16 protein-coding genes, 7 tRNA genes and 1 rRNA gene are annotated in these 19,309 nt (G+C 50.8%); 4 read left to right on the forward strand and 20 right to left on the reverse strand.

Annotated elements, in window-relative coordinates; genetic code table 11:
- Window positions 1-12: 12 nt before the first annotated feature.
- The gene (locus C7U56_RS14215; RefSeq protein WP_181357262.1) at window positions 13-588 is read right to left on the reverse strand and encodes an A24 family peptidase; all 576 of its coding nucleotides are present in this window, start codon (window positions 586-588) and stop codon (window positions 13-15) included.
- 530 nt (window positions 589-1,118) lie between these two features.
- Here C7U56_RS14215 and C7U56_RS14220 point away from each other — a divergent pair.
- From C7U56_RS14220 to glgB, 4 genes are all read left to right on the forward strand, one after another.
- Window positions 1,119-1,532 carry an ArsR/SmtB family transcription factor gene (locus tag C7U56_RS14220; RefSeq protein WP_233430285.1) on the forward strand — a complete coding sequence of 138 codons (414 nt, stop codon included), beginning with the start codon at window positions 1,119-1,121 and terminating at the stop codon, window positions 1,530-1,532.
- 81 nt (window positions 1,533-1,613) lie between these two features.
- The gene (locus C7U56_RS14225) at window positions 1,614-1,856 is read left to right on the forward strand and encodes a YaaL family protein (protein ID WP_107001765.1); all 243 of its coding nucleotides are present in this window, start codon (window positions 1,614-1,616) and stop codon (window positions 1,854-1,856) included.
- Window positions 1,857-1,879: 23 nt separating this feature from the next.
- Window positions 1,880-3,424 carry an alpha-amylase family glycosyl hydrolase gene (locus C7U56_RS14230; RefSeq protein ID WP_233430286.1) on the forward strand — a complete coding sequence of 515 codons (1,545 nt, stop codon included), beginning with the start codon at window positions 1,880-1,882 and terminating at the stop codon, window positions 3,422-3,424.
- A gap of 4 nt (window positions 3,425-3,428) precedes the next feature.
- Complete coding sequence (glgB, locus tag C7U56_RS14235; RefSeq protein WP_107001766.1) at window positions 3,429-5,375, forward strand: 1,4-alpha-glucan branching protein GlgB; 1,947 nt, start codon at window positions 3,429-3,431, stop codon at window positions 5,373-5,375.
- Between the two features lie 116 nt (window positions 5,376-5,491).
- Here glgB and C7U56_RS14240 read toward each other — a convergent pair whose 3' ends face one another.
- The 19 genes from C7U56_RS14240 to C7U56_RS14330 form a co-directional block, all read right to left on the reverse strand.
- Window positions 5,492-6,664, reverse strand: a complete 1,173-nt coding sequence (locus C7U56_RS14240; RefSeq protein WP_107001767.1) for a MalY/PatB family protein — start codon at window positions 6,662-6,664, stop codon at window positions 5,492-5,494.
- A gap of 258 nt (window positions 6,665-6,922) precedes the next feature.
- Entirely contained in the window at window positions 6,923-8,068 is a 1,146-nt protein-coding gene (locus C7U56_RS14245) for a trans-sulfuration enzyme family protein (protein WP_022360405.1), read from the reverse strand.
- Between the two features lie 556 nt (window positions 8,069-8,624).
- Window positions 8,625-9,203: a pyridoxal 5'-phosphate synthase glutaminase subunit PdxT gene (pdxT, locus tag C7U56_RS14250; protein WP_107001768.1), complete on the reverse strand. Its 579-nt coding sequence runs from the start codon at window positions 9,201-9,203 to the stop codon at window positions 8,625-8,627.
- 1 nt (window position 9,204) lies between these two features.
- Window positions 9,205-10,080 carry a pyridoxal 5'-phosphate synthase lyase subunit PdxS gene (gene pdxS, locus C7U56_RS14255; protein ID WP_107001769.1) on the reverse strand — a complete coding sequence of 292 codons (876 nt, stop codon included), beginning with the start codon at window positions 10,078-10,080 and terminating at the stop codon, window positions 9,205-9,207.
- 364 nt (window positions 10,081-10,444) lie between these two features.
- Window positions 10,445-11,296, reverse strand: coding sequence for a 16S rRNA (cytidine(1402)-2'-O)-methyltransferase (gene rsmI / locus C7U56_RS14260; protein WP_107001770.1), 852 nt, complete (start codon window positions 11,294-11,296; stop codon window positions 10,445-10,447).
- Between the two features lie 15 nt (window positions 11,297-11,311).
- On the reverse strand, window positions 11,312-12,043 hold the full coding sequence (locus tag C7U56_RS14265) for a tRNA1(Val) (adenine(37)-N6)-methyltransferase (protein WP_107001771.1): 732 nt from the start codon (window positions 12,041-12,043) through the stop codon (window positions 11,312-11,314).
- The gene (locus C7U56_RS14270; protein ID WP_022360400.1) at window positions 12,033-12,944 is read right to left on the reverse strand and encodes a PSP1 domain-containing protein; all 912 of its coding nucleotides are present in this window, start codon (window positions 12,942-12,944) and stop codon (window positions 12,033-12,035) included. The genes C7U56_RS14265 and C7U56_RS14270 overlap by 11 nt, the downstream gene beginning before the upstream one ends.
- 4 nt (window positions 12,945-12,948) lie before the next feature.
- A complete protein-coding gene (holB, locus tag C7U56_RS14275; RefSeq protein ID WP_107001772.1) occupies window positions 12,949-13,938 on the reverse strand; it encodes a DNA polymerase III subunit delta' in 990 nt (329 codons plus the stop codon).
- 260 nt (window positions 13,939-14,198) lie between these two features.
- Window positions 14,199-14,816, reverse strand: coding sequence for a nucleoside/nucleotide kinase family protein (locus C7U56_RS14280; RefSeq protein ID WP_107001773.1), 618 nt, complete (start codon window positions 14,814-14,816; stop codon window positions 14,199-14,201).
- 98 nt (window positions 14,817-14,914) lie between these two features.
- The gene (locus tag C7U56_RS14285; RefSeq protein ID WP_233430287.1) at window positions 14,915-16,507 is read right to left on the reverse strand and encodes an aminotransferase class I/II-fold pyridoxal phosphate-dependent enzyme; all 1,593 of its coding nucleotides are present in this window, start codon (window positions 16,505-16,507) and stop codon (window positions 14,915-14,917) included.
- Window positions 16,508-16,599: 92 nt separating this feature from the next.
- Complete coding sequence (locus C7U56_RS14290; RefSeq protein WP_107001774.1) at window positions 16,600-17,718, reverse strand: ComEC/Rec2 family competence protein; 1,119 nt, start codon at window positions 17,716-17,718, stop codon at window positions 16,600-16,602.
- Between the two features lie 318 nt (window positions 17,719-18,036).
- Window positions 18,037-18,109, reverse strand: a tRNA-Lys gene (locus tag C7U56_RS14295).
- A gap of 3 nt (window positions 18,110-18,112) precedes the next feature.
- Window positions 18,113-18,185 (reverse strand) — tRNA-Phe (locus C7U56_RS14300).
- Between the two features lie 195 nt (window positions 18,186-18,380).
- A tRNA-Met gene (locus tag C7U56_RS14305) sits at window positions 18,381-18,454 on the reverse strand.
- Window positions 18,455-18,520: 66 nt separating this feature from the next.
- Window positions 18,521-18,602 (reverse strand) — tRNA-Tyr (locus C7U56_RS14310).
- A gap of 9 nt (window positions 18,603-18,611) precedes the next feature.
- A tRNA-Thr gene (locus tag C7U56_RS14315) sits at window positions 18,612-18,684 on the reverse strand.
- 18 nt (window positions 18,685-18,702) lie between these two features.
- Window positions 18,703-18,775, reverse strand: a tRNA-Val gene (locus C7U56_RS14320).
- Window positions 18,776-18,836: 61 nt separating this feature from the next.
- Window positions 18,837-18,910, reverse strand: a tRNA-Asp gene (locus C7U56_RS14325).
- 102 nt (window positions 18,911-19,012) lie between these two features.
- Window positions 19,013-19,309 (reverse strand): 23S ribosomal RNA (locus tag C7U56_RS14330); the annotation flags it as partial.

Genomic DNA, 19,309 nt, shown 5'->3' on the forward strand with positions numbered 1-19,309 from the left:
AAGCCATTTTCCTTACAGATACCGAATCAGCTCCGCCCCAATCACTCCCAAAAACAGGCACGGTGCCAGACAAAAAGATGCCTCTTTTCCATCCCGCGCTTCCAGATAGTACGGCTCGACGCTTCCCCCAAGCGCAGACCGGTACAAATAAAACACAAGATATGTAAGCCGCTGCCTGGCAATCCCACGCCAAACCAATAAAACAACTGACCATGCCCCAGCTGCCATCAGCCCGCATAAAAGGATCCGCCCTCCCTGCTGCACCCCCGCAGCACCAAACAGAACCGCTGCCATCTTGATATCTCCCGCACCTATCATGCGAAACAGATACAGCGGAAACAGGACACATAGTAAAATCCCGATACGGACCAGGTATCCGCACATTTCACAGATGCCTGACATAAGCGCCGCCCCAGTTCCCGGCAGCCACCTGCTCCATCCGGCTGTATATCCTATTTTCATCCCCAGACCAGACCGAATTAAAAGAAACAGCAGCCCGCCAGCCAGAATCATCCCATTGGAAATACGGCGTTTTTTCAAATCCCAAAGCGCACAGCCGCCGGTAAACAACAGCAGCAGTAAGGTCAATCCATCCCCTCCTTCTCTTTCGCATACATGAAACGGACAGTTCCTGTACAGTATGTCCCGTTTTCAAAACACCTGCCGAAAACAATAGCTGCCAGTCCTGCGCCAGTTTTCACCGCCACCATTTTCCATTCCTTTCCTGTATGCACTTGAACCACTTCTGAAAAATCATCGAACATTTCTCTGAACTTAACTTTTAGAATCTTAATAATAGATCAACGGGAAATCCGGATTCCCGTGACAGATGGAAGAACCCATCCATGAATGTTCCTCCATTATGAACAGTTTTTGATCAAAAGTCAATCCCAAAACACCCGAAATATGCGCCAAAAACATCTCAAAAACTTTGTGCATCTGAACCCATTATTTTAGCTAGACAATTTCGTTATTTGAAAATAATTGCCAAAATATCTCTTTATTTTTTATCTATAAATACCCATTCCAGCATTTTCCTTTCCATTGACTGACGAAACAAAAAATGGTAAAATACTATTAGTTTAAATTTTTAAACCATTATAGAAGGAGGAGCCGCGATGAAAAAAGGAATAGAACTTAAACAGCATTTTCATACCTGTATGCCTCTTTTTATCGCACTGGGTGATGAAATACGGCTGACGATCATCGAAGCACTGACGGACGAAGCCCTCACGGGACGCACAAAAAACACCCCTATGAACACAAATCAGCCGGATAAAAACGATGACCGTCCAATCAGCCTGCCCACCCAGCCCCGTCCGCACGGCTTAAATGTCCGGGAGATCACCGAACGGACCAGTCTGTCGCGCCCGGCAGTTTCCCACCATTTGAAGATCTTAAAGACAGCCGGGCTGATCGATGTCCACCGGGAGGGAACCTGCAATTACTATTATCTCTCAATCGAAGACAGCACCCGGAAACTGATGCAGCTCGGACATCTGCTGGAATCCGTGCTTTCCATGGACGCCTAAACCAGGATGCATATCTTTCCATTTTCTGAATATACTGATCGTTGTACCAATTTATAGGATTCAGAAAGAGAGCATCAAACCATGAAGCACAACCGCACCCACTGCTCCGGGAGCACCAGCACGGACATTTTTTCCGCCCACCCTGACCCGGAGCTGCTGACAGAACTGCGACAGACCATGAGCACGATCAACACCGTTTTCAACCATTTTGAAGAGGTCGTCGATCCGACTCTGATTGACTGCTATATCTACGAACTGAAAGCCGCACACCTCCGGTATCAGTTCCTTTTACGACATATTAAACAACAGGAAAATACCATTTAACCGACACAAGGAGGACCTTTCTCATGACAGCCTGGTACGACAAAGCTATCTTTTACCATATGTATCCTCTGGGAATGACCGGAGCACCGTTTGCCAATCCCTATCCTGTCTCCGATGGGACAGCGGATGGCACCAGGGACGTTTCCTCCGATTCCCGCATGGACGAACTGATGCAGTGGATTCCCTATTTAGAGAGCCTGCATATTTCCGCGATTTACATCGGACCGCTGTTTGAATCATCCACGCACGGCTATGATACCCGCGATTTCCGGCTCATCGACCGGCGGCTGGGAACCAACGTTTCGTTCCGATCTTTCGTGGACTGCTGCCATGAGCATGGCATCCGCGTCGTCGTGGACGGCGTGTTCAACCACACCGGTCGCGAATTTTTCGCCTTCCGCGACCTGCAGGCGCACCGTGACCAGTCCCCTTACGCCGGATGGTACAGGAACGTCAATTTCGGCTGGGGCAGCCCGCTGGGCGATTCCTTCGGCTATGAATCCTGGCACGGCATCTGGGAGCTTCCCTGCTTAAACCACCGAAACCCGGAAGTGCGGAACTATCTGCTTGACACTGTCCGTTTCTGGGTGCAGGAATTTGACATCGACGGTATCCGCCTCGACTGCGCGGGCGATCTTTCCTTTGAATTTATGCAGGAACTGCGCCGGCTGGCAAATGAAATCAAGCCGGAATTCTGGCTGATGGGCGAAGTCATCCACGGCGAATACGCCCGCTGGGTCAATCCGCAGATGCTTCATTCCGTCACCAACTACGAGATGCACAAAAGTATCTATTCCGCGCACAACGACCACAATTATTTCGAACTGGCACACAATGTCCGCCGCCTCGAAGCGGTGGGGCGGGATCTCTACACCTTTGTGGACAACCACGACGAAGACCGGATCGCAAGCAAACTGTTAAATCCGGCACATCTTGCGCCGCTTTACACGCTGCTGTTCACTCTTCCGGGCATTCCGTCCATCTATTATGGAAGTGAATGGGGCATTCAGGGACGCCGCGGACACAACTCTGATACGGAACTCCGTCCGAGAATCCTGCCGCCGAGACCGCTTGCAGAAGAAATGCAGACCAGCGACGGACAAAACACCGGCATCCGCACAGATGGCAACTGCCAGAGCTTTTCGAGCGCCACAGGCCCAAACATACACGCAGGCGCAAACACCTGCTGCCAGACCACTTCAAGCACCACAGGCTCAAACACAGATACCAGCGCAGGCACCGTGACACCGCTTACACTTCTGATCCAGAAACTCGCCGCCATCCACGCCGCCGAACCGGCGCTTCACGGTGGGCGTTATCAGGAACTTCTGCTGACAAACCGGCAGTACGCATTTGCCAGACACGGTGACCACCAGGCGATCCTTACCGCTGCCAACAACGATGACAACGCCGCTTATTTACAAGTTCCACTTCCATTCCACACGACAGCGGAACAAGCTACGGATCTGATTACCGGAAAATCGTTTTTGATCGATAAGAATACAAACAAAATTCAGATAGAATTAGAGGGTAACAGCGCTGTTATTCTCGGAATCACGGAGGGGTAACCTTATGAAAAAAGCAGCTTCCACTACTAAACGAACCACATCGAAAAAACCAAAGACAGAAGGACTCGGCGTGATCGGCGAGCTTGACCGGTATCTCTTCGGAGAAGGCCGCCACTACCAGCTCTACCACAAGCTGGGCGCACACCCTTATACATATCGCGGACAGGACGGCTACTATTTCGCGGTCTGGGCGCCGCACGCAGCCGCCGTCAGCCTGGTCGGCGACTTCAACGCCTGGAATCCGGATGCAACCCCGATGAAGCCGGTCGCAGACAGCGGCATTTACGAGCTCTTCGTACCGGGACTTGGCGTGGGACAGCTCTACAAATTCGCCATCACCACGCACACAGGAACGATTTTATTTAAGGCAGATCCATATGCATTTTCGGCAGAATACCGTCCTGGAACCGCTTCCGTGACCGCCGATATCCGCGGCTTCAAATGGAACGATTCCAAATGGATGGAATCGCGCGCGGGCACCGATCCGGTCAAGGCGCCAATCTCTATCTACGAGGTTCACTTAGGATCCTGGAAAAAGAAAAACCGCCCGGAAAAGGACGGTTATTACACTTACATGGAAGCCGCGCATGAGCTGGCTGACTATGTCCTGGAAATGGGCTACACCCATGTAGAGCTCATGGGAATCGCCGAACATCCGTATGACGGCTCCTGGGGATATCAGGTAACCGGCTATTTTGCCCCGACCTCCCGCTACGGAACCCCGACGGAATTTATGTATTTCGTCAATTACTTACATAAAAAAGGCATCGGTGTCATCCTAGACTGGGTTCCGGCGCATTTTCCGAAGGATGCACATGGACTTGCCGATTTCGACGGACAGGCGCTCTATGAGTATGCCGACCCGCGCAAAGGCGAGCACCCGGACTGGGGTACCAAGGTCTTTGATTATGCCAAAAACGAGGTATCCAATTTTCTGATCGCCAACGCGCTCTACTGGCTCGATGAATACCACATCGACGGTCTGCGCGTGGACGCCGTCGCTTCCATGCTTTACTTAGACTATGGGCGCCAGGACGGACAGTGGGTACCAAATAAATATGGCGACAACAAAAACCTCGAAGCCATCGAGTTTTTCAAACATTTAAACAGCGTGATCCGCGGCCGGAAGGACGGCGCCATCATCATTGCCGAGGAATCCACCGCCTGGCCGAAGGTTACCAAGAGCCCGGAGGAGGACGGTCTTGGATTTACCTTCAAATGGAATATGGGCTGGATGCATGACTTCCTCGAATACATGAAGCTCGACCCGTATTTCCGTAAATTTAACCACAACAAAATGACCTTCGGCATCACCTACTGCACCAGCGAAAACTTCATTCTGGTGCTCTCGCACGACGAGGTCGTCCACCTCAAATGCTCGATGATCAACAAAATGCCGGGCGAATACGAGGATAAATTTGCCAACCTGAAAGTCGGCTACACTTTCATGCTCGGACATCCGGGCAAGAAACTTCTCTTCATGGGACAGGATTTCGGTCAGTTCCATGAATGGGATGAAAAAGTCTCCCTCGACTGGTACCTTACGAAAGAGCCGTTCCATGCCGACCTCCAGAATTATGTGAAAGGACTTTTGACGCTCTACCACAAATATCCGGCGCTCTACCGCCTGGACGAGGAGTATGACGGCTTCCAGTGGATCAACGCCAACGACGGAGACCGCAGTATTTTCAGCTTTATCCGCCGCGATGAAACACAGAAAAAGAATCTTCTCTTCATCTGCAACTTCACCCCGGTAGACCGCGACGATTACCGCGTCGGTGTTCCGAAACGCGGCACCTACACGCTGCTGCTTGACCAGGAACACGGCTACTACAAGCGCGGCGATAAGATCAGCCATTACCGCTCCATCAAGAGCGAATGTGACGGACAGCCATACTCCTTCGCGTACCCGCTTCCGGCGTATGGAACTGCGGTGTTCCGGTTCTCATAAAATAATGTTCCTATGAAGTCAAAAAACCTGCCGCAGACAGACTGTTTATATGGGGGATACAGTCTGCCTGCGGCAGGTTTTATTTATACGGGTTCTGATTCGTGCCCCAATCAATTTTATCCGCGGATCGCCGCTTCCAGCTGCTTCAGCGCTTTCTCCACCGTCGCCCGCGGGCATGCGATATTGATCCGCTCGAAGCCCTCGCCGTCCGGTCCGAACATCGCGCCGCTGTCCAGCCACAGATGTGCCTTGTCCACGATCAGATGTTCCAGCTCTTTTTCATTCAAATGAAGCGCCTTAAAATCCAGCCACAGAAGGTAGGTTCCCTCCGGCTCGATCAGACGGATTTCCGGCAGATGCTCTTCCAGATACGCCTTCACAAACTTCCGGTTCTCCTCCAGATACGCTTTTAGCTGTGCAAGCCACTCCGCTCCCTCTTCATACGCCGCCTGGCATGCTACCAGTCCCATCAGACCGACCTGGCTGTAGCCTGCCGCCGCGATCTCCTTTAAGAGTTTCTTCCGAAGCTCTGGGTTCGGCACAAAGATATTGGAAATCTGCAGTCCCGCCAGATTGAACGTCTTGGATGGTGCCGTGCAGATCAGGCAGTTCTGCTCAAACTCTGCACCCAGCTTCGCAAATACTGTGTGCGGATGTCCCTCTCGGGTAAAATCACTGTGGATCTCATCGCTGACCACGAGCACACCGTGACGCAGGCAAATCTCGCCAACCCGGCGCAGTTCTTCCTCGCTCCAGACACGTCCGACCGGGTTGTGCGGACTGCAAAGCAGGAACAATTTTACCTTATTTTCGACGATCTTCGTTTCCAGGTCGTCAAAATCCATCGTGTAATAGCCATCCGTGATTTTCAGCGGGCTGTTGACAACCTTACGCCCATTGTCCGTAATTACTTCCGAAAACGGATAGTACACCGGCTGCTGAAGCAGTACGCCGTCACCTTCCTTTGTATACGCCCGGACAGCCGCCGCCAGCGCGAATACAACGCCCGGTGTCTTCACCAGCCACTCCGGTTTCGTCTCCCAGCCAAAGCGCTCCCGGTACCAGTTCTGGACTGCCGCAAAATAGCCCTCTTTTCCATCACTGTAGCCGAAAATACCATGTTTTACTGTCTCTTCCAGCCGCTCTAAAATCGCCGGAGCCGTCTGAAAATCCATATCAGCCACCCAAAGCGGTAAAATATCCGCTGGTTTTCCTCGCTCGATGGCAAAATCATATTTTAAACAGTTGGTACCATGCCGGTCCACCACTTTGTCAAAATCGTATTTCATGCATTTTCCTCCCAATCCATCGTTCCTGTCAATGAACGGTTTTCACTCTGGCATCCTGTCATCCATGCCCATATCCCACTGCCCATGCAAAACCGATACCAAATATCTATCCTCTTTTGTAACTGTTCAGTACCTTCACAGTCACGCGCAAAAATCCATTAAAAATTGCCTACGGCAATGGGATTTTTGCCTGCTGGCCCATGTTTTCGTACGGTCAGCGCAATAAATGCGCAGACCTACTGAACAGTTACCCTCTTTTTACGCTAACGCCTGCTCCAGATCCGCAATCAGATCATCCACATTTTCAATACCGACAGACAGACGTAAAAATGTCTCTGTAATTCCAAGACGTTCCCGGATCTCAACCGGCACATCGCCATGTGTCTGCAGCATCGGATAGGTAATCAGGGACTCCACGCCGCCCAGACTCTCCGCATAGGAAATAAGCTTCACGCGCTCCAGCACCTTTCTCGCCGTCTCCTCCGTATCAGTGCGGAACGAAATCATGCTGCCCGCGCCGCGGCTCTGTTTTTGGTTGATCTCATAACCCGGATGCTCCGGAAGTCCTACATAGTAGACATCCGTTACTTTTTTCTGCTCTTTCAGCCAGCTCGCGATCTTCATCGCATTCTCCTGCTGCCGTTCCACACGCACTGACAGAGTCTTGATGCCGCGCAGGACTAAGAAAGAATCAAACGGAGAAAGTCCGCTTCCGATCGTCTTGAACAGATACCGGATCTGCTCTGCCAGCGCCTTGATCGGCGTACATAAAAATCCAGCCAGCGTATCATTGTGACCACCTAAAAACTTCGTGCCGCTGTGGACAACCAGATCCGCGCCCTGCGCGATCGGATTCTGCAGATACGGGGACAGGAAGGTATTGTCCACGATCAGAAGCAGTCCGTGCTTCGTCGCCAGACGGCTCATTTCCGCCAGATCGGTCACCTGCATCGTCGGGTTGCTCGGTGTCTCGATGTAGAGTGCCTTCGTCTGATCCGTGATCGCCTTCTCAACCGCCTCCACATCGGCTGTATTTATATAGGAAAATGAAAAACCGCGCTTCTTTTCCAGTGCCTCAAAAATACGGACGGAACCGCCATACAGATCCTCGGTACATACAAAATGGCTGCCACTGTCAAACAGCTCCATCATCAGCGAGATCGCCGCCATACCGGATGTGCAGGCAACGGTATCAACCGCTCCTTCCAGCGCCGAAACAGTCTTTTCCAGCTCGTCTCTGGTCGGGTTGCTCTCACGCGTATAATTATGACCGGTTGATTCCCCAATACCCGGGTGGGCAAAAGTCGCCGTCTGGTAAATCGGCACTGAAACAGCGCCAAAAGAATGGTTTTTAGAAGTTTCCGGATCTCCGCAAATACAAGTTGTCTCTATCTGATAAGCCACGATGTCATCCTCCTGTGTCTATTTGCTATATCAGCAAATTCGTTTTTTATATAATTTTCTTATTTCATATTGTTTTAATTGGTTTATCAGTGATTGTAATGCGAAATTCCTACTTTGTCAATAGGAATTCCATGCAGTCCGCCATTTTCCCGGGCGTTTTCCTTCCTCAGCGCAAAAGCCTATCAAGGTACATTTTTTGTTTTTTCACAAAACGCACCTTCCAAACAATTCAAGTCGAACGTCCGTGAGACTTGGCGCGTGATTCTGGTCAGCGAAGCTGACATATTCTTTACAGAATCACTGCGCATCCTCGCGGAGCGTTTATCTCAGTCGGAGAATGGACTCCCACTGAGACAAATTTGCTATTACTCACCACCTGAAGAGGTGGGAGTCTTCTCGACTGAGATAAAAAAACGGTCAGAATCAATGACATCTTCCCACATTTCAGAAATATATCATACATTCTGACCGCTTTAAATGGCTGCAGTTCTCGCTCCCCTTACCAATAGGTTTCACTTTTCATCAACCACACGCTAATTTCTACCAAATTACACTCTTAATTTCCTTTGCAGACTTCTTCTAGAAAATACCGGTGCACCGTCACATCCTCATTCAATTCCGGATGAAATGCCGTCGCAAACTGGTTTCCCTGTCTGGCTGCGACTATCTTTTCGTCCACTGTCGCCAGCACCTTAACATTTTTCTGAACCGAAGCGATGTACGGCGCGCGGATAAAAGTCATCGGAATCGTCCCCAGACCGGCAAATTCAGCCTCCGTGTAAAAACTTCCGAGCTGACGCCCGTAGGCATTCCGCACCGCCGACACATCCATCGTCGCAAAGCACGGCGTTCCGCCCTCGATCTCCTTGGCCAGAAGCAAAAGCCCCGCGCACGTTCCATACACCGGAAGCCCTGCCGCAATCTTTGCCCGAAGCGGCTCATAAAGCCCCAGCTCATCCAGGAGCTTACGCATCGCGGTACTCTCGCCGCCCGGCAGAATCAGTCCGTCCATCGGCCGCTCCAGATCCGGAAGCTGCCGGATCTCAAACGCCTCTGCGCCCAGTCTCCGTACCATGGCAATGTGTTCGGCAAACGCGCCCTGCACCGCCAGCACGCCTATCTGTTTTTTCTCCATCTTACTGTCCCCGCTCTGCCATCAAAATCGCAATCTCATTCTCATTGATACCAACCATCGCCTCGCCCAGATCCTCAGAAATCGCAGCAAGTAATTTTGCATCCTTGTAATTCGTTACTGCCTGCACGATCGCCGACGCACGTTTCTCCGGATTGCCTGACTTGAAGATACCAGATCCAACAAAGACTCCCTCTGCGCCCAGCTGCATCATCAGAGCCGCATCCGCCGGGGTAGCCACGCCGCCTGCCGCGAAATTGACAACCGGGAGACGTCCATTGTCATGTACATAGCGGAGCAGATGAACCGGAACTTTTAACTGTTTTGCTGCCTCGTAAAGCTCATCCTCACGCAGATTCTGAACCCGGCGGATCTCCGAATTCATCGCACGCATATGGCGGACTGCCTGTACGACATCGCCCGTTCCCGGCTCGCCCTTGGTACGGATCATCGAAGCACCTTCCTCGATCCGGCGCAGCGCCTCTCCCAGGTCTCTCGCACCGCAGACAAACGGAACCTTGAACTGTGTCTTGTCAATATGGTACACATCATCCGCCGGAGATAATACCTCGCTCTCATCGATATAATCAATCTCGATCGCTTCCAGAATCTGCGCCTCCACAAAATGACCGATCCGGCACTTCGCCATAACCGGAATCGAAACTGCCTCCTGAATGCCGCGAATCATCTTCGGGTCACTCATACGGGACACACCGCCCGCTGCCCGGATATCCGCCGGAATCCGCTCCAGCGCCATAACCGCACACGCGCCTGCCGCCTCCGCGATCTTCGCCTGCTCCGGGGTTGTGACATCCATGATAACGCCGCCCTTTAACATCTGTGCCAGCTGTTTATTCAGTTCATAACGATTCTCTGCCATTTTTATTCCTCCCGTGGTTGAATATGATTTTTCTTTGTAAGCCAAGCGTCCTTACGATCCTTGCAATCAATACCCGAATCCACTGAATCATTCACAGGCAAGCGCCTCTTCTGCCTTTCTATTCTGCCTTGCGAAAAACAATTCACTGACATTCTGTATTTTTACATTCATTTCCGCATCAACTTAGTAGGAATTATAGCAAAAACTGTACTGATTAAAATATACACTTTTAAATATTTTAATCAGTACAGTTTGTTCTTTTCTCAAATCTTATTCTATTTTTCTTTTATCTGCACAAACCGGAGCGCCCCGGCATTCCACCAACGCCACTCCACTTACCCATTTTTCAGCTTTCCGTTTGTGTCTACGCCTCTTCCGCCTCCAGCAGCGCCTGGTACACATCCCGCTTCGAAACCCCGCGGTCCTTCGCCACCAGCTTCATCGCTTCCTTGCGGCTGTTTCCCTGTGATTCATAATGTTCCATATGCTCTTCCAGGGACATCTGCTGCCAGCGCGCCTGATCCTCCGCCTCGATCTCCTGGACGGATTTGCCCTCGATGACGATCACGCACTCGCCCTTCGGCTCATTTTCCGTATAATACGCCACCGCCTGCGAAAGCGTCGTTCGGAACGCCGTCTCGTATTTCTTCGTCAGCTCCCGGCAGATGGACGCCTTTCTATCCCCCAGCGCCTCGTAAAGCTCCGTGAGCGTCCGCAGAAGGTGGTGCGGCGCCTCGTAAAGCACAATCGTGCGCGTCTCATTCTGAAGCTCTGCAAGCACCCGCTGGTGCTCCTTCTTGTCCGTCGGAAGAAATGCCTCAAAACAGAACCGTCTCGTCGGAAGTCCCGAAATAATCAGCGCCGTAACACACGCCACCGCTCCCGGAAGCGCGGTTACTTTAATTCCCGCCTCGCAGCACTGGCGCACCAGCTCCTCGCCCGGATCCGAAATACCCGGCGTCCCGGCGTCCGTGATGCAGGCAATATTCATGCCCGATTTCAGCTTCTCCACCAGCACACGCGCCTTCTCGACCTTATTGTACTCATGGTAGCTCGTCATCGGTGTATGAATATCAAAATGATTCAGAAGCTTAATACTGTGCCGCGTGTCCTCCGCCGCAATCAGATCCACCTGCTTTAACGTCTCCAGCACCCGGAATGTAATGTCATCCAGGTTGCCGATCGGCGTGGCACACAAATATAATGTTCCTTCCATCGTTCTCCTATTCCATTAATACCCGTAAATATCATAAATCTCATCCGTATACACGCCTGGCTCTTTGTACACAATGATCGGCTTTTCCACTGTCATCAGCGCGCCGCCGCCGCGCACCGCCTCGATGAGAACCATATTTGCCTCTTTATCTGCAAACGGATGGACAAATTTCATCCGCTTCGGCTCCAATTTCTGACTTTTCATCGCCATCAGAATCTCAATGAGCCGTCTCGGACGGTGCACCATATAGAGTCGTCCGCCGGGACGAAGTGCCGAAGCCGCCGCGCGCACGACATCCTCCAGATTGCAGAGAACCTCATGGCGGGCAATCGCCTTGGGAAGATCGGGATTTTTCAGCCCGTGGCTGTCGTTCATGTACGGCGGGTTCGTCGTTACCACATCAAAGGATGCCTTCTCAAACAGCGTCGGAACCTCCTTGATATCGCCCTGCACGATCGAAACCTTCTCTTCCAGCCTGTTGAGCGCCACACTCCGGGATGCCATCTCCGCCATCTCCGCCTGGATCTCCAGACCTGTAAAATGGCTTCCTTCCGTCTTTGCCTCCAGAAGAATCGGGATAATACCGGTTCCCGTTCCCAGATCAAGCGCTTTCTCGCCCGGCTTCACCGATGCAAACCCGGACAAAAGCACCGCGTCCATGCCAAAACAGAACCCGTTCGTCTTCTGGATGATCCGGTATCCGTTCCGCTGCAGTTCATCGATCCGCTCGCCCTCTTTAATTATCATCCAGCTTCGACTTTCCTTCCTTTTTCTCCAGTGCCTCCAGCGCTTTCAGCTCCGCATCGTTGACATTTCCCCTGTCACGGCGGCGCTTCGGCTTAAACTTGAGCTGATCCACACGGTAATCACGGATCTCCTTCTCATCCCGTCCTACCGTCACAACCACCTTTACCTGCTGGCGCAGGACGCTGACGCTGTGAACCTCGCCTTTCAGCCCGTCATCCGTTGTGACGTAATCGCCGACACTCGGCAGATGGCTGTTCAGATCCTCATACGTCTCTTCCTCGTATTTCAGGCAGCACATCAGACGACCGCACACACCCGAAATCTTCGTCGGATTTAAGGACAGGTTCTGCTCTTTTGCCATCTTAATTGAAACCGGAATAAACTCCGATAAATATGAATGACAACAGAGCGGACGACCACAGATACCGACGCCACCCAAAATCTTCGTCTCATCCCGGACGCCAATCTGGCGCAGCTCGATCCGCGTCTTAAAGACCGCCGCCAGATCCTTGACAAGCTCACGGAAATCGATTCTTCCATCCGCCGTAAAATAAAACAGCAGTTTATTGTTATCAAAGGTGTATTCTGCATCGATCAGCTTCATCTGCAATTCATGCTTGCGGATCTTTTCCTGACAGATCTGGAATGCCTCATGCTCTTTTTCTTTATTCTTCCGTTCCAGCTCCTCGTCATTCTTCGTCGCCATACGAATGACCGATTTCAGCGGCTGGATTACCTTCTTCTCATCCACCTCGCGGACGCCAAGAACTACCTCTCCGAACTCGATTCCGCGGGCGGTCTCCACGATCACATGATCGCCCATCTTGATTTCCATCTGCGCCGGATCGAAGTAATATACCTTTCCGGCCTTGCGGAACCGGACTCCGATTACCTTTATCATAAATTTAATTCTCCTTCATCGTCAAAAGCATCAGCTCCAGCGCCAAATCGGTGTTGACGTTAGCATTCAGCCGGACTTTTGCCTTTTCAATCGCACTCAATATCTCTTCCAGCCCCTCATAGGAACTCTTCTGGCAGCAACTGCTGACCGCCGAATACTCATCCTTAAAGATCAGCGAATTCATGTCCTTTGTGACCTTAAACATCAGAATATCCCTGTACCAGAGCTGCATGAAATCCAGGCACTCATACAGATCCAGATTATCCTCCTGCAGCTTGCGGATATAATCCAGAAGCATCGGAATATCCATGTCCTTGATATTTTTAAGCAGCGTCAGCACCTCTCGGTACAAAAGTGCAAACTCCTCCGAAGAGGCGAGATGAATCGCTTTTCCTAAATTTCCTCTCGCAAACGCCGCATAAATATCCGCCTGACCATCCGAAACGCCCATTTTCTCCGTCAGGTAATCGCTTACCACCGAATCCTTGAGCGGACGAAGTTTCAACTGGATACAGCGGGACAGGATCGTTGGCAGAAATACCTCCGGGTTCGTCGTGATAAGCACCAGCACCGCATAGGCCGGCGGCTCCTCAATCGTCTTTAAAAGAGCGTTCTGCGCCTGCACCGTCATTTTCTCCGCCTCATCGACCAGATATATCTTATATGGACTGCTGTACGGGCGGATCGAAACCGTATCATTGATCTGAATCCGGACATCATCGACACCAATGCTCGCAGGTTTCTCATGTGTCACCCAGATCACATCCGGATGATTGCCCGACAAAAACTGCTTACAGGAATGGCATTCCATGCACGGCTCCGTCCCATGTTTCTCGCACAAAAGCGTCATGGCAAATGCCTTCGCGATCGTCTTGCGTCCCATTCCTTCCTCGCCCGACAATATGTAGGCATGTGAAACTCTCTGATACCCGATCGCCTTCTGAAGGTGCTCTTTTATCTTCTCATGTCCAATAATATCGTAAAAACCTGCCATCTTGATGCTCCTTTCAGGGCTGGACTTTGGATTTTAATTCTAAAATCGTTTCAATCGTATGGATCGGTTGGGATCCCTTCTATCATGCCCTTCTTTTATTATTTGTAAATCTCTATCATCTTAGTATAACACAAGATTTACCCTCTGCCTAGTGCGATGAAATTCCGAATTTGTTACTGTTCACGCATACGTGCCCAGTAACGGAATTTGCCGTGGCTTCGCATTTTAATACGGCAAATTCCTGCTGCCACCACGTTTTCTTACGGCACTTTCGGTTCCAAAAGTGCCAATCCGTGAGCCCGAATTTCCCTTACCAACGTATCCACACACGCTTCCAGCTCGCGGTTTTCAAACCGGTTTTCCGCCCGGATCCCACATTTTTCCATATTTTCGGCACTGAAATCTGCCTCATCCGCCAGGAAACGGCGGCACAGCTCCGCATACTTTGGCTCTGTCTGCTGCCGTTCCCGGTCAAGCGCACGCTGAAGGCGTTCACCGTCCTCCACCTCAATGTAAAGCGGCACCAGCACATCCGCGCCGAAATAATTCCGCGTCCCCTCATACGATTCCAGCGTCCCGATCATGAAATAATCATGCGATCCCAGATCGATCTGCCCATCGTCCACCGTTGCATAACTCCACGGTCCATAAATAGTCTGGTAGGTTCTCTTTTCAATGATCTTTCCCTGTTTCTCCAAATCCGCAAGCCTTTTTCCGGTCACAAAATAATACTCCACACCGTCCCGCTCGCCTGCCCGGATCGGTCTGGTCGTATACGGCACCACCGTCCGGATCTGCGGCAGCCGCTCTCTCAATATCTTATAGATCGTGTCCTTCCCGGACGCGCTCTTTCCCATCACGTAAAATATATGTCCCATCTTCCTATTATGCCTTTCCAGCCAGTATTTTCACACGCATTCCATCGTATATATAAATCCGATTTTTCTCTGTTTCTTATGGCAAATGTGCGAACCTGCTAAATAACAACCTCTATCCACAAATTCAATTTGTCTGATTTTTCACAAATTCCTTCCACCGTAAGTCCCAGCTTCCAATCCTCACGGATCCGCGCGATCTCCCTTGTTCCAATCCGCTCTCCCGGCATCAGCATCGGCACCCCCGGCGGATAAATGGTAACGCAGGCCCGCGCCGCCCTTCCTTCCGCCTCCTCAAGCGGCACCAGCATGCTATCCCCATGCCATGCCTGCCAGGGGAGACACATCTGCTGCGGATAGTTTTCTGAATCATTTTCTTGGTTCGGTTTCTGATTCAATTGTGCTCCCGAAAACGGTTCCTGCCTGCCTTGTTTTGCATCTTTCAGGCCAACACTTTCCGCCTCCAGCTTTTCCACCCGCGCATCCAGCTCCAAAAGTGCCCGCTCCAGACGCGAAAATCCTTCCTCCGTATCCATAAACGAAGTCATCAGAAGCACATACCGCCCGCTCGACATCTCCGCCTCCAGATGGTACTCTGTCCGCAAAACCTCTGCCAGTCTGGTTCCCGTCATAAAATCTGGAAATAGCACCAGTTTTGACGGATCATATCCATATACACCTGCCGCACCACAGATTTCCTCTTTCAGAAGCCGGAAATGTTTTAGCTTCGCCAATTTTTCCCGGAGTTCCCGCAATCGGGCACCATACCGCGCCATCTCCCCGGCTCCTTTTTCTGCCATATACCGGACGCAGTTCTCCATCGACGCAATCAGAATATACGACGGGCTGGAACTCTGGTAAACCGATAAATACTGTTCCACCTTCTTCGCATCCAGAATCTGGCTTTTCAGATGCAGAATCGCCGTCTGTGTCAGGGATGGAAGCGTCTTGTGAAGACTCTGGATCACCAGGTCCGCCTCCTCCTGTAACGCCCCATCCGGGAAATAGTTCCCATCCCCAAACGGCAGATGCGCGCCGTGCGCCTCATCCACAATCAGCGCCGCTCCATGCCGGTGCGCCGTCGCTGCAATCCCCTGAATATCCGACACGATCCCCTCATAGGTCGGGGAAGTCACAAACACCGCCCGGATCTCCGGATGCTCCAAAAGTGCTCGTTCCACCTGCTCTGGCTCGATCCCTCCCGGAATCTGAAACTCCGGCACCTCCTCCGGATATAAATATACCGGTTCCAGCTGGTTTAAAACCACCGCGTGATACGCCGATTTGTGGGAATTTCGAGCCATGAGGATTTTTTCCCCCGGCTTCACCGCCGCCGCGATCGCCGCCAGAATCCCGCACGTACTGCCATTCACCAGATACCAGCTCCGGTCTGCTCCGTACACCGCAGCCGCCGAATTCATCGACTCTTTCAAAATATCTTCCGCATGATGCAGGTTGTCAAATCCATCAATCTCCGTGATATCCACCGAAAATGGATTCGGGACGGAAGTTATCCCCATTTTCACCTGGCGTTTGTGACCCGGCATGTGGAACGGGTAGGCATCCGACGCCGCATAGGTGGATAAACGTTCTAAAAGCGGCACTTCCGGACGTAGGATGATTGTTTCCGACCACATTTTCCTGTCTTTATTCACTTTTTCTTCTTCCTTCTGTTTCTCTCTTTTTTCGTTCATGTCTTATTTCTATCCGCTGCACCGCATCCCAAAAGCATTTCATTTCCCTGAAAACAACTTTTTAAAATTTTATTTTAATCTTTTATAAAAAACTACCGCAGTATCTGATCGCCATCCTTGACACAAAGATTTTTCTTCACACCTAATGTTACCATCCATCCACGGACAATCGGCGTCTTATACGAACCAGCGCCCGCGACGCCATCCTGCACATTATCCCAGAGCCAGTCCGGCGTCGGCCATAAGCAGACCTCCGGTGAAATCTCCTGATAGAGCTCCTCTTCTACGCCTCTCTGCCCATGGTGCGCCATCTGTAGCACATCCGATTTCAGTTCCTCCTGCGTATGATTGGCAAGAAAATCTTCCCCTGCCTGCCAGCCCATATCACCCAAAAACAGGATCCGTTTTCCGCCCATCTCCACGCGGTACGCGACCGAGCTGTTATTAAAACTATTTTCCGTGCAGGCAAATGGCTCGTTCATCACTGTGATCTCCGCGCCCGCCAATGAAATCTTCTGCCCTTTCGTAAGCGTCCCGCATTTTTCTGCTTCCGGCAGTTTCGCAATCGCTTCCGTGATCCGATCATAACACTCCAAATCTGAATCCCGTCTTGAAACCTGCTCCTGACCTAAAAATTCTTTATTCAGAAATGAATAGTACACCTTACCGATCGAGATCGGCATCGGATCCATGTTTAAAATCTCCGTGATCGCCCCCACATGATCGCTGTGCGGATGGGTTAAAAGCCATGCATCCACATGACCGCCCAACTCCTGAATAACCTCAATCAAATGCGGTGCATCGACATCACGACCGCCGTCTACCACGATCACCGCGCCTTCCTTCGTCTTCATAACGCAGGAGAGGTTCTGCCAGATATCCGCACACGCTAAAAGCCGAAGCTCTCCCCCGTCCAGATACGGCTCCTCCACGCCCGGCTCCGCCGCCTCCGCCGCAGCTAATGCTTCCATTTCTGCCGCCGACTGCTGTTCCCCCAGGTTATCTAAATCAATCGGCTGATCTGGATTTTCTCCATTTTCATCTCGGACAGTCTCCCGCTCTGTACTGTCCACGATTGCTACCGTTCCGGCTGTCTCCGGATAGTTCGTGAACCGGCGGCTGCATCCGCTCAAGTTCAAAAGGAACGTCATGCCAAGCGCCGCTGCATATAAATATTTCCGGCGTTTCTGTTTCATCTTGTTTGGCTCCATTTTTCTTCTCCATTTTAAAATTTCTGCATTTGCCTAGTTCTATTCCTACTTCCATTTTGGTTTTCTATTTGCTTCTGTTTTCAATCAATTATAACAGTTGCCATATCCGAAAACAAGAAATTATATATTCAAGAAAGACTCCTGTCTGAATGGCTTTTTTACTTAACATGAATGTTAAACGAAGTTTCCTATTTCTTCTTCGCGCGAGTGCGCATCATTGGCACGTTAGTGCCTTTTTTTGTAATAGGGAATTCCAAGGAATTTCCTATTACAAAAAAACCGCCACACTGTCTCCAGTGTGACGGCTTCTCATCTTCATGAGGCATCGGGGATTCGAACCCCGGACAACTTGATTAAAAGTCAAGTGCTCTACCGACTGAGCTAATACCCCATATGCCCAGAACCGGAATCGAACCAGTGACACGAGGATTTTCAGTCCTCTGCTCTACCAACTGAGCTATCTGGGCGTAATGGTTATTTGATTTTATGCGGATTAAAAGTTTGCTTGTCGCTTTTTTAGTCCGAAGTGCTCAGCTCAAGACCTGCGGTCTTTCGCTTACGGCATTCGCCGTATACATCTAAAAATATATCTGTTAAAAAACATGCAAGCATGTTTTTAACTTCTATATTTTTATCTGTGCACTTCTCATTGCATAAAAAAATTGCGGGGGCAGGATTTGAACCTGCGACCTTCGGGTTATGAGCCCGACGAGCTTCCAGACTGCTCCACCCCGCGCTAATTCTTACTCTATTATTATATACAATTTCTGGAAAAATACAACCATTATTGTAAAAATAATAATGGATGGAGGTGGATTCGAACCACCGAAGCGAGACGCAACAGATTTACAGTCTGCCCCCTTTGGCCACTCGGGAACCCATCCATTTTAAAAAGCCGATGATCGGACTCGAACCGATAACCTGCTGATTACAAATCAGCTGCTCTGCCAATTGAGCCACATCGGCATAAAACATTGGTAACAATGGGGCCTACAGGGCTCGAACCTGTGACCCTCTGCTTGTAAGGCAGATGCTCTCCCAGCTGAGCTAAGACCCCATCTACGATACTGCACCAGTCCATATTCATTTTTCAAAGAATTGAAATAGTCGTATCTAAACGACCCGGATGGGGTTCGAACCCACGACCTCCGCCGTGACAGGGCGGCGCTCTAACCAGCTGAGCCACCGGGCCAAAAGGTATATACCTTCAAAACTGCACACTGAATTTCTTCTACTCTCTATCTTTCATCCTTCAGGAAATAACTTCCTCTTACCTATCCTTAACCATAACTTTTTGGTTAAGCCCTCGACCGATTAGTAACAGTCAGCTTCACGTATTACTACGCTTCCACCTCTGCCCTATCTACCTCGTCGTCTTCAAGGGGTCTTACTACTTGCGTATGGGATATCTCATCTTGAGGGGGGCTTCACGCTTAGATGCCTTCAGCGTTTATCCCGTCCCGGCTTGGCTACTCTGCCATGAACTTGATAGTTCAACAGATACACCAGAGGCCAGTCCACCCCGGTCCTCTCGTACTAAGGGCAGCTCCTCTCAAATATCCTACGCCCGCGCCGGATAGGGACCGAACTG

Source organism: Clostridium fessum (assembly GCF_003024715.1).
Classification (GTDB): domain Bacteria; phylum Bacillota; class Clostridia; order Lachnospirales; family Lachnospiraceae; genus Otoolea; species Otoolea fessa.

Excerpts from the sequence above, each read along its gene's own strand:
- C7U56_RS14220 (WP_233430285.1), top strand. The coding sequence starts at position 1,119 with ATGAAAAAAGGAATAGAACTTAAACAGCATTTTCATACCTGTATGCCT.
- C7U56_RS14225 (WP_107001765.1), top strand. The coding sequence starts at position 1,614 with ATGAAGCACAACCGCACCCACTGCTCCGGGAGCACCAGCACGGACATT.
- C7U56_RS14230 (WP_233430286.1), top strand. The coding sequence starts at position 1,880 with ATGACAGCCTGGTACGACAAAGCTATCTTTTACCATATGTATCCTCTG.
- glgB (WP_107001766.1), top strand. The coding sequence starts at position 3,429 with ATGAAAAAAGCAGCTTCCACTACTAAACGAACCACATCGAAAAAACCA.
- C7U56_RS14240 (WP_107001767.1), bottom strand. The coding sequence starts at position 6,664 with ATGAAATACGATTTTGACAAAGTGGTGGACCGGCATGGTACCAACTGT.
- pdxT (WP_107001768.1), bottom strand. The coding sequence starts at position 9,203 with ATGGAGAAAAAACAGATAGGCGTGCTGGCGGTGCAGGGCGCGTTTGCC.
- pdxS (WP_107001769.1), bottom strand. The coding sequence starts at position 10,080 with ATGGCAGAGAATCGTTATGAACTGAATAAACAGCTGGCACAGATGTTA.
- rsmI (WP_107001770.1), bottom strand. The coding sequence starts at position 11,296 with ATGGAAGGAACATTATATTTGTGTGCCACGCCGATCGGCAACCTGGAT.
- C7U56_RS14265 (WP_107001771.1), bottom strand. The coding sequence starts at position 12,043 with ATGATAATTAAAGAGGGCGAGCGGATCGATGAACTGCAGCGGAACGGA.
- C7U56_RS14270 (WP_022360400.1), bottom strand. The coding sequence starts at position 12,944 with ATGATAAAGGTAATCGGAGTCCGGTTCCGCAAGGCCGGAAAGGTATAT.
- holB (WP_107001772.1), bottom strand. The coding sequence starts at position 13,938 with ATGGCAGGTTTTTACGATATTATTGGACATGAGAAGATAAAAGAGCAC.
- C7U56_RS14280 (WP_107001773.1), bottom strand. The coding sequence starts at position 14,816 with ATGGGACATATATTTTACGTGATGGGAAAGAGCGCGTCCGGGAAGGAC.
- C7U56_RS14285 (WP_233430287.1), bottom strand. The coding sequence starts at position 16,507 with ATGAACGAAAAAAGAGAGAAACAGAAGGAAGAAGAAAAAGTGAATAAA.
- C7U56_RS14290 (WP_107001774.1), bottom strand. The coding sequence starts at position 17,718 with ATGGAGCCAAACAAGATGAAACAGAAACGCCGGAAATATTTATATGCA.